The organism is Parasutterella muris, from assembly GCF_009767915.1.
Lineage (GTDB): Bacteria > Pseudomonadota > Gammaproteobacteria > Burkholderiales > Burkholderiaceae_F > Parasutterella > Parasutterella muris.
On sequence record NZ_WSRP01000055.1, the window covers coordinates 1 to 8,672 of the forward strand.

The following is an 8,672-nucleotide window of genomic DNA, read 5'->3' on the forward strand; positions in this document are numbered from 1 at the left end:
CGCCCACCCCGCCCGGAGTACCGAATCATGAACCGAGAGGCTGCCCGAGAGGCGCAAGCTACTCTTGGTATCTGTACTCTGCTTCACGCGTCAAACACCCGCTGATCAGAGCCGAACTCAAAGAACTTTGGCAAAACGCCCGCAAGACGATGAAACCGTTTGAAGCGTGGGCAAGCATCGTCGAGGACCAACAGGCGAGAAAGTCCTATACGTCCGTTCGCGGCTTGGGCGGTCTTGTTCGCACAACATGGGATGAGGCGCTCGAAATTATTGCCGCAGCCAACCTCTATACCGTTAAGAAATACGGTCCCGACCGCATTTCCGGTTTCTCGCCGATTCCGGGCTATTCCATGGTCTCATACGGAGCAGGCACTCGCTATCTGAGTCTGATCGGAGGAGCCCTTCTTTCCTTCTATGACTGGTACTGCGACCTTCCTCCGTCTTCTCCTCAAACATGGGGAGAACAGACCGACGTACCGGAATCCGAAGCGTGGTACTACTCGAGCTACATCATTGTTTGGGGCACCAATATTTCGATGACGCGTACTCCGGACGCTCACTTTCTGACTGAATGCCGCTACAACGGCACTAAGGTCGTCAATGTCTGCCCGGACTACGTTGAAGTGACAAAAGATGCGGATTGGTGGATTCATCCCAAACAGGCTACCGACGCGGCTTTCGCAATGGCGGTGAGCCATGTCATCTTTAAAGAGTTCCACTACGAGCATCCTGATCCGTACTTCACCGAGTACTGCCGCAATCTCACCGACTTCCCGGTCCTTGTGACCATGGAGCCCCGTGAGGACGGCCGGTTCACCGCAGGAAGATACCTTCGCGCATGCGACATCGGCTACAGTGCCGATAAGACCAACAACCCGGAATGGAAAACCGTCGTCTGGAATGAATTAGATGATTCACTTGCTGTCCCGCAGGGCTCTATGGGCTACCGCTGGGGACAGAAAGAAGGTCAGGACCTCGGCAAATGGAACCTGCACGAAGTGGACGGCGAAAGCGGAAAATCCGTAAAGCCTAAACTCACGTTTGTCAAGGACTCCGACGCGGTTATCGATGTCTGCTTCCCGTATTTCGGCGGCAGAGAAAGAGACGGCTTCCCCAACAATGCGATGCCCTCCGATATCATGGTCCGTAAGGTCCCGGTTAAAAAAGTCATCGCCAACGGCAAGGAAATTTACTGCGCAACCGTATTTGATCTGTTCGGAAGCTACCTCGGCGTTGACCGCGGATTAGGCGGAGAATGCGCAAAGAGTTACGAGGACAACATTCCGTTCACTCCGGCTTGGCAGCAGAAGATCACCGGAGTAGAACCGCAGTACGCCATCACGCTCGGCCGCGAATTCGCCACTGCGGCCTCCAAGACCAAGGGGCGCGCCTGCGTGCTCATGGGCGCGGGCGTCAACCAGTGGTTCCAGACAGACAATACCTACCGCTCCATCATTAACATTCTTTTGATGTGCGGCACATGCGGCGTCACAGGCGGCGGCTGGTGCCATTATGTGGGTCAGGAAAAAATCAGACCGGAAGCAGGCTGGAGCGAATACTCCTTTGCTAAGGACTGGGAACCGGCCGCGCGGCACATGAATTCAACGAGCTACTTCTACGAGCACACCGATCAGTGGCGCTATGAACGTATTCCGCTGAGCGATATGCTCTCTCCGCTTGCTGACACTAAGGTCTATAACGGAACATACGTTGATTACAACGTAAAAAGCGAACTGATGGGCTGGCTGCCGTCGGCACCGCAGTTAAACGTCAATCCGACTGAGATCGCCTCCCGGGCGGCTAAAGCCGGAAAAGACCCGCAGGCTTACTTGATTGAACAGCTTAAAAACAAATCCATATCCTTCAGCTGCCTGGATTTAGACGCTGAAGAGAATTGGCCGAGAAACCTCTTCATTTGGCGAAGCAACGTGCTCGGCTCCTCAGGCAAAGGTCAGGAATACTTCCTGAAGCATTTGCTTGGCACGCAGAACGCAGTACTTGGCCAGGAGCTTGACAGCAAAGACCCGGCGCTGATTCCGCAGCTACAGACAAAACGTCCCGCGCCTGAAGGCAAGCTTGATCTGCTCGTCAATATGGACTTCCGCATGAGCACCACGTCCATTTATTCGGACATAGTGCTTCCTGCAGCCACGTTCTACGAAAAGAACGATATCAATACGACGGATATGCACAGCTTTATCCATCCGTTCGTAAAAGCAGTTCAGTGCTCTTGGGAAGGCAGAAGCGATTGGGATACGTTTAAATCCATCGCAAAGAAGCTCTCCGAAATGGCCGCTGAATATCCGCAGGACTTCGCCGAAGTAACCGATGTCGTTCTGACACCGCTTGGACACGACAGCCCGCACGAGCTCGGCCAGGCGCTTGATGTTAAGAACTGGTACCTCGATGAATGCGACTTAATTCCGGGTAAAACCGCGCCGCTGATTCACGTCATTCCGCGTGATTATCGGACCATCTATCAGAAATACACGTCTGTCGGTCCGCTCCTTTCTAAGAACGGCGGTGGAAACCGCGGCATCAAGTGGGATCTGGACCCGGAAATCGAAGAGCTGCGACAAATCAACGGTACCGTCCAGGAAGGCGTCGCTAAGGGACGCCCCAAGATGGAGACGGATATCAACGCCGCCAACTTCATTATGCGTGTATCGCCGGAAACCAACGGCGCGCTCTCTTATAGAAGCTGGTCCTTCGTGAAGGATCAATGCGGAGTTGACTGCAGTTTCCTCTCTAAAGAACACATCGGAGACAAGATCACTTTCGACGATCTTGCGCATCGTCCCGCTAAGACTTTCACCGCGCCCGACTGGTCGGGTATTGAAAACAGCGAGATCCCGTATGTGGCGTTCTGGCAGAACACCAACATGAAGCTGCCGTGGCGCACGTTAACAGGACGCCAGCAGTTCTATCAGGACCACAGCTGGATGAGAGCTTTCGGTCAGCAGTTCGCTCAGTATCGAGCTCCTGCCAATCAGCGTGCGCTCAAAGGTTTTGAGAACATCGCCGACAACGGTAATAAAGCCATCGTTCTGAACTTTATGACCGCTCATCAGAAATGGGGTATTCACTCGACCTACTACGACAACGAACGCATGCTGTCGCTCTCAAGAGGCGGTCCCGTCGTTTGGATGAATGACATCGACGCGAATAACGCCGGCATTGTCGATAACGACTGGATCGAATGCTGGAACGCCAACGGCGCGGTGGTCGGAAGAGCGATTGTCACTTCCCGTATGCCGGAGGGTCTGTGCATTATGCAGCACGCTACGGAAAAGACCGTCAATACACCGGGATCTGAAATCACCGGACAAAGAGGCGGAGACCACAACTCTCCAACCCGAGTGATTGTGAATCCGACCCATATGATCGGAGGCTACGCTCAGCTTTCTTATGCCTTTAACTACTATGGAACAATCGCTCCGAACCGCGACGACTTCGCTTGGGTCAGAAAAATGAATAAAGTCGATTGGATGGATGAGGAAGCGCCGAAGAAGGGAGGTACGCTATGAAGATTCGTGCGCAAATCGGCATGGTCCTAAATCTGGACAAATGCATCGGATGCCATACCTGCTCTGTCACATGCAAAAACGTATGGACAAATCGCCCCGGTATGGAATACATATGGTTCAACAACGTAGAAACCAAGCCGGGCGTCGGTTATCCGAAACGCTGGGAAGATCAGGATAAATGGACCGGCGGATGGGAGCTGCATAACGGCAAACTGCGCCTGCGCCGAGGCACTACGCTCGGACTTTTAGCGGGTATTTTCGGCAACGGGAAACTTCCTCAGATCGATGATTATTACGAACCCTTCACCTTCGACTATCAGAATCTGCAGAAAGCGCCCCGCATGAAAACCTGCGTCACGGCTCAGCCGATTTCCTACATCACCGGCAAGAAAATGGCCAAGATCAAGGGCTCGGCCGCATGGGACGACAACCTGGGCGGTGTCGATATCAAGACTGTTGAGGACGTTAACCTCAAGAATGTCGAGCGTGATATCTACGCGCAGTACAAGAACACCTTCATGTTCTATCTGCCCCGCCTGTGCGAACACTGTCTGAATCCTGCCTGCGTCGCAAGCTGCCCCTCAGGCTCAATTTATAAGCGCGAGGAAGACGGCATTGTCGTGGTAGACCAGAACAAGTGCCGCGGCTGGCGTATGTGCATGAGCGGATGCCCCTATAAGAAGGTCTACTACAACTGGTCAACCGGCAAAGCGGAAAAATGCATTTTTTGCTATCCGCGTGTTGAATCCGGCATGCCGACCGTCTGCGCGGAAACCTGCGTTGGCCGTATTCGCTACATGGGCGTCATGCTCTATGACGCAGACCGTATTAAAGAATTGGCCTCTACGCCGAACGACGGAGATCTCTACGAAGCTCAGACTCAGATTTTCCTGGATCCTAACGATCCGAAAGTTGAAGCTGCCGCTCTGGAAGCCGGCATCAGCCGTGACTGGGTCGAAGCAGCGAAACGCTCTCCGATCTACAAGATGATTGCTAAGTGGAAGATCGCGCTTCCGCTGCATCCGGAATTTAGAACTCTGCCGATGGTTTGGTACGTACCGCCGCTTTCGCCTATCGCTCAGGCGGTCGACGTGGGCAAGCTTTCGCTGAAAGGATTTATTCCGGACTTAGAAAGTCTGCGAATTCCGCTTCAGTACCTGGCCAACCTTCTGACAGCAGGAAATATTAAGCCCGTACAGGAAGCTTTGAGCCGACTGCTTGCGGAAAGAACAGTACTTCGTCAGTACAGTGACAAAGCCGGCATCAGTCAGTTCCTTAGCTGCGAAATACTGCCCGAACAGCTTGAAGGGTCCGGATTTGACGAAGGACTCAGCCAGCTCGGTTTAACGCTCCAAGATGTCTGCGATATGCATAAACTGCTTGCCATTGCAGACTTCAAGGACCGCTTCGTTGTACCGAGCGCCAACCGCAATAATCAGGCAACTGTTCTGCTTCAGGGCGAACAGGGCTTTAACGCGGGCGGCGGCTTTGATCAGAGACAAAGAGCCGATACGCTCTTCGGAGGGCCGATGAATCGCAAGATTATTCCGCTCTTTGAAGAATATCAGCGCTCAAATGACTCTGTACAGGAGGGCAAATAATGAGTAATTGGACTCTGATATGGCACTACCTGATTTTTGGAGTGCTTCCTTATGTCGTGATGGCAGTCCTCGTTGTAGGAAGTATCGCCCGCTTCGTTCTGGCGCCTTACAGCTGGAAGTCGCAAAGCAGCGAAATTCTAGATAAACGCGGACTGACTTTAGGTGCAAACCTGTTTCATCTCGGCGTCATCTTCCTCTTCTGCGGCCACTGCTTCGGACTCTTTACTCCTACGTGGCTCCTGGACGACATCGGGCTGACGCCCCGCATCCATCAGATGCTGGAAATTATCGCGGGCGGCCTCTCCGCGCTCGTCGCGATCACGGGTCTTTTGATCCTGACCTGCAGAAGACTCTTCAATGAACGAGTACGCACGAGCTCCAGACCGAGTGACTTCTTAGTCCTCTTTCTGCTGATTGCCGTCATCGTTCTGGGCATTTGCTGCGTCATCAATTCATACGAATATGACCGCTCCGGCGCGACCATTATTCTTTTCGGAGAATGGGTTCGCGGACTGTTCACCTTCGATCCGAATGCCTGGCAGCTGATCCTGCAGGTTCCTGACTGGCAGAAGTGGCATATCTTCACCGGACTGATGATCTTCCTGATCGTTCCGTTCACAAGATTGATTCACATTTGGAGCGGCTACTTCACTCCGTTCTATCTGCTGAGACCTCATCAGATCATGAGAACAAACGGCAAGCCGATGAAGTAATCCGTCTCTTCCCTGAAAATCCCGCGTAAATCAGCGCGGGATTTTCTTTTGCCAAAAAGAAGCGCTGAGACGCTCATGAGAGGCCGGTCATTGCTGCGGCCTGAACACACACCAAAATAAGTAAATTCATTAATAGTTTTCTAGTGTGGTCTTTTTAACATAATTGATTATTTTATTTTGATTATTCAATGCGTTAAGAGTAATTTACTTTCATAGATAAATAATGAATTCACACCGAGAATTGATGGACACATATAGAAATGATTTTCCGCTGTATTTTCACAATCCGGGGTCTAATATAAGCGCTAACGGTTGGCTAGATAAGCAAAGGCCCTTATCGTTCAAGTTTGATATTAAAAGGAATAAATATGAAAAAACAAATTCTTGCAGCACTGCTCTTCGGTGCATTAGCCACACAGATTCCGGCACAGGCTGCCGGCGGTTTCCAGGGCCCGGGCGCAGCTCAGGTGGTTTCGACTGCCCAGCTCAAATCTCTGCCTGATGACGCCTATGCGATCATTGAAGGCTCCATCGTACGCAACATCCGCGGCGATCATTATGAATTCAAAGATGCTTCCGGCACCATCGATGTCGAAATCGACCACAAATACTGGAACGGTCAGACTGTCACTCCGAACAACATCGTTCGCCTGACGGTTGAAGTCGACAAAGACCTGATGAAAACTGAATACGATGTGAAGAAACCGATCGAAATTCTGAAGTAATTTAGATTTATCGATTTCGAGCCCGCACGTCTGCGAGCTTTATTTTTGTGCTGCGCCTCGCGTCATGCGCTGACAGAGGGAACAGTAGTATGTCGCGCGCCCGGCCTGAACCGCTCGTTTAATCGGGCGGCCGCACTTCACGCACGGTTCGCCTTCTCTCCCGTATACACAGGCGCTAAGCGTAAAGTATCCTTTCTCGCCTTCAGCCGAAACAAAGTCCCGCAGTGTCGATCCTCCTTCCTGAAGAGAAATTTCAAGAACTTCCCTGACCGCGTTCACGAGCTTTTCGAGGCGCTTCTTTGAAAGAAGATTTGCGGGTACAAACGGATTGATCCCGGCTTTAAAAAGCGATTCCGAGCAGTAAATATTGCCGACTCCGACAACGTGTTTCCCGCTGAGAAGCGCCTCTTTAATCGGGACAGACACTTTAGAAAGCGAGGCAAATAAATCTTTGGCGTTAAAGTCGTCAGAAAAAGGCTCAGGCCCTAATTTTCGTATTTCCGCCATTTCATACGGGTTTTCACTTTCATCGAGCCATACCAGGAATCCAAACCGTCTCGGATCGTGATAACGAACCGTTAGATCTCCGAAATTCAAATCAATATGGTCATGCTTTACGGGCGGCGTTTCCAACGGATTAACCACTCGCATAACGCCGGACATACCTAAATGAGAAACGATGGAACCGTGTTCAAACCTCCAGATAAGGTACTTGCCGCGCCTCTCTATATCCAGAAGCTCCTGTCCTTGAATCAGGTTGGATAAATTCTTAGGGGCGGGCTTTCGAAACCGAGCCTCCCGCACCAATGCGCCGGTAGAGGTTCGTCCCTTAATTCGAGACAAAATACCGCGTCTCGTGATTTCCACTTCAGGAAGTTCAGGCACGCTTCTTCCTTAGCTTGTGGTCTGAGCTCTGCCGAATAACCACGTACGAACTTTTGATGTGCGACGTACCGAACGATCTCGAGAGAGCAAAAATGAAGGCATCTGAATACTATCTAGACGAACCGAGTCGAGTCTCTTCACTGAAGGGATTCGACGCATCAATAGTTCTTGCTCCTGAGATTTACTCTCTGCCATTTTGCAGCTCCATTGCTTTGCCTTTCGAACAATATAGTCGCTTTTATACCACATCACACCTAGGGTTTCTATGTAGTAAGTACATATGTACTATATCGATTCATGCGGCTGAAAGTATCGCCCAACCTTCGCAAAAGCCTCGGCAGAAACCTATTGAATAAGGCAAACTGCTAGAATTTCTTCGAATCATTTGCGGAATTATCATGAAGACCAAGTCTAAAAGCGGAACCTTATATAAAGAGGATATTCTCCAGAGTGTTTTGGAGCTCACTGCTGTCCAGGCAGAGATCCTTTCTTTCATCTTATCGGGGAAAACTTCGGACGCGATAGACTTAAAAGCCTTCTATCCGGTGACTGCCGCAGATATCTCTTTATTAAGAGACATGGAGCCTCAGCTCGCTTTCGAAACACTTCAAAAGGAATCCTCCTCACTCTTTGATCAGTTTGTCATGATTCGCGGCGGGATCGAAGCCGAAAGCGATGAGGATATGGAGTTCTATCGCTGGCTTGGACAGCTTCGTTATTACGAAGACGATAAAGCCGTCGGCTACCTTTTCTCCGACATGGTCAAACTTTACCTTCCGGATATTCTTAAATCTCTTCAGATTCGTGAAAAAAAGTCTTCTCCCATCCAGAGAGAATTAGGGCTGTTTGGTGACGAGTCAGGAAATTAGCCGCTAAGAAAAAAGCTTTTCCTGAAGGGTTCAGCTGTAAATATGCGAAAAAGACCACAATTATTTAAACGAAATCCTTAAAATTTATCGGCGGCCGCTCTGAATATCAACAATCAAAAAACTCTAATCGGGATACTGAAACGGCATATCGAAAAACGCTTCTGGAACATCCCGATATTTATATTTAAATTTCGTACAAATCACCATTGAGTTTTGCATCAGAACACGAATCGAAAGCGGGATAAATATTTGCGCATGCAGGCTTTATTCTAGAACCCGACTTTAGGAGAATAGTTCTCTAAATTTTTTCGAGAACCTACGTGGTTCTTATTTTTTCACTTGTTTTTACTTT

Annotated in this window: 6 protein-coding genes; 5 read left to right on the forward strand and 1 reads right to left on the reverse strand. The window is 50.4% G+C overall.

Translation table 11 applies throughout. The annotated features are described in order from the left end of the window. The 4 genes from E5987_RS11975 to E5987_RS11990 form a co-directional block, all read left to right on the forward strand. Nucleotides 1-3,527: nitrate reductase subunit alpha (locus E5987_RS11975; protein WP_160336311.1), on the forward strand; the 3,527-nt coding region annotated here is incomplete at its 5' end. Further along, nucleotides 3,524-5,128, forward strand: coding sequence for a nitrate reductase subunit beta (narH, locus tag E5987_RS11980; protein ID WP_160336312.1), 1,605 nt, complete (start codon nt 3,524-3,526; stop codon nt 5,126-5,128). The genes E5987_RS11975 and narH, both read left to right, overlap by 4 nt. Beyond that, nucleotides 5,128-5,841, forward strand: coding sequence for a respiratory nitrate reductase subunit gamma (gene narI, locus E5987_RS11985; protein WP_160336313.1), 714 nt, complete (start codon nt 5,128-5,130; stop codon nt 5,839-5,841). Before narH ends, narI begins: the two co-directional genes overlap by 1 nt. A 368-nt stretch (nt 5,842-6,209) precedes the next feature. Continuing rightward, nucleotides 6,210-6,566, forward strand: coding sequence for a YgiW/YdeI family stress tolerance OB fold protein (locus tag E5987_RS11990; protein ID WP_160336314.1), 357 nt, complete (start codon nt 6,210-6,212; stop codon nt 6,564-6,566). 39 nt (nt 6,567-6,605) lie between these two features. Here the strand turns inward: E5987_RS11990 and mutM are convergent, their stop codons facing one another. Beyond that, on the reverse strand, nt 6,606-7,451 hold the full coding sequence (gene mutM, locus E5987_RS11995; protein WP_160336315.1) for a bifunctional DNA-formamidopyrimidine glycosylase/DNA-(apurinic or apyrimidinic site) lyase: 846 nt from the start codon (nt 7,449-7,451) through the stop codon (nt 6,606-6,608). A 398-nt stretch (nt 7,452-7,849) separates the two neighbouring features. Here mutM and E5987_RS12000 point away from each other — a divergent pair, with 398 nt between their 5' ends. After that, the gene (locus E5987_RS12000; protein WP_160336316.1) at nt 7,850-8,320 is read left to right on the forward strand and encodes a RepB family plasmid replication initiator protein; all 471 of its coding nucleotides are present in this window, start codon (nt 7,850-7,852) and stop codon (nt 8,318-8,320) included. Nucleotides 8,321-8,672: the final 352 nt, after the last annotated feature.

Coding starts and splice junctions, on each gene's coding strand:
- narH (WP_160336312.1), top strand. CDS start 3,524: ATGAAGATTCGTGCGCAAATCGGCATGGTCCTAAATCTGGACAAATGC.
- narI (WP_160336313.1), top strand. CDS start 5,128: ATGAGTAATTGGACTCTGATATGGCACTACCTGATTTTTGGAGTGCTT.
- E5987_RS11990 (WP_160336314.1), top strand. CDS start 6,210: ATGAAAAAACAAATTCTTGCAGCACTGCTCTTCGGTGCATTAGCCACA.
- E5987_RS12000 (WP_160336316.1), top strand. CDS start 7,850: ATGAAGACCAAGTCTAAAAGCGGAACCTTATATAAAGAGGATATTCTC.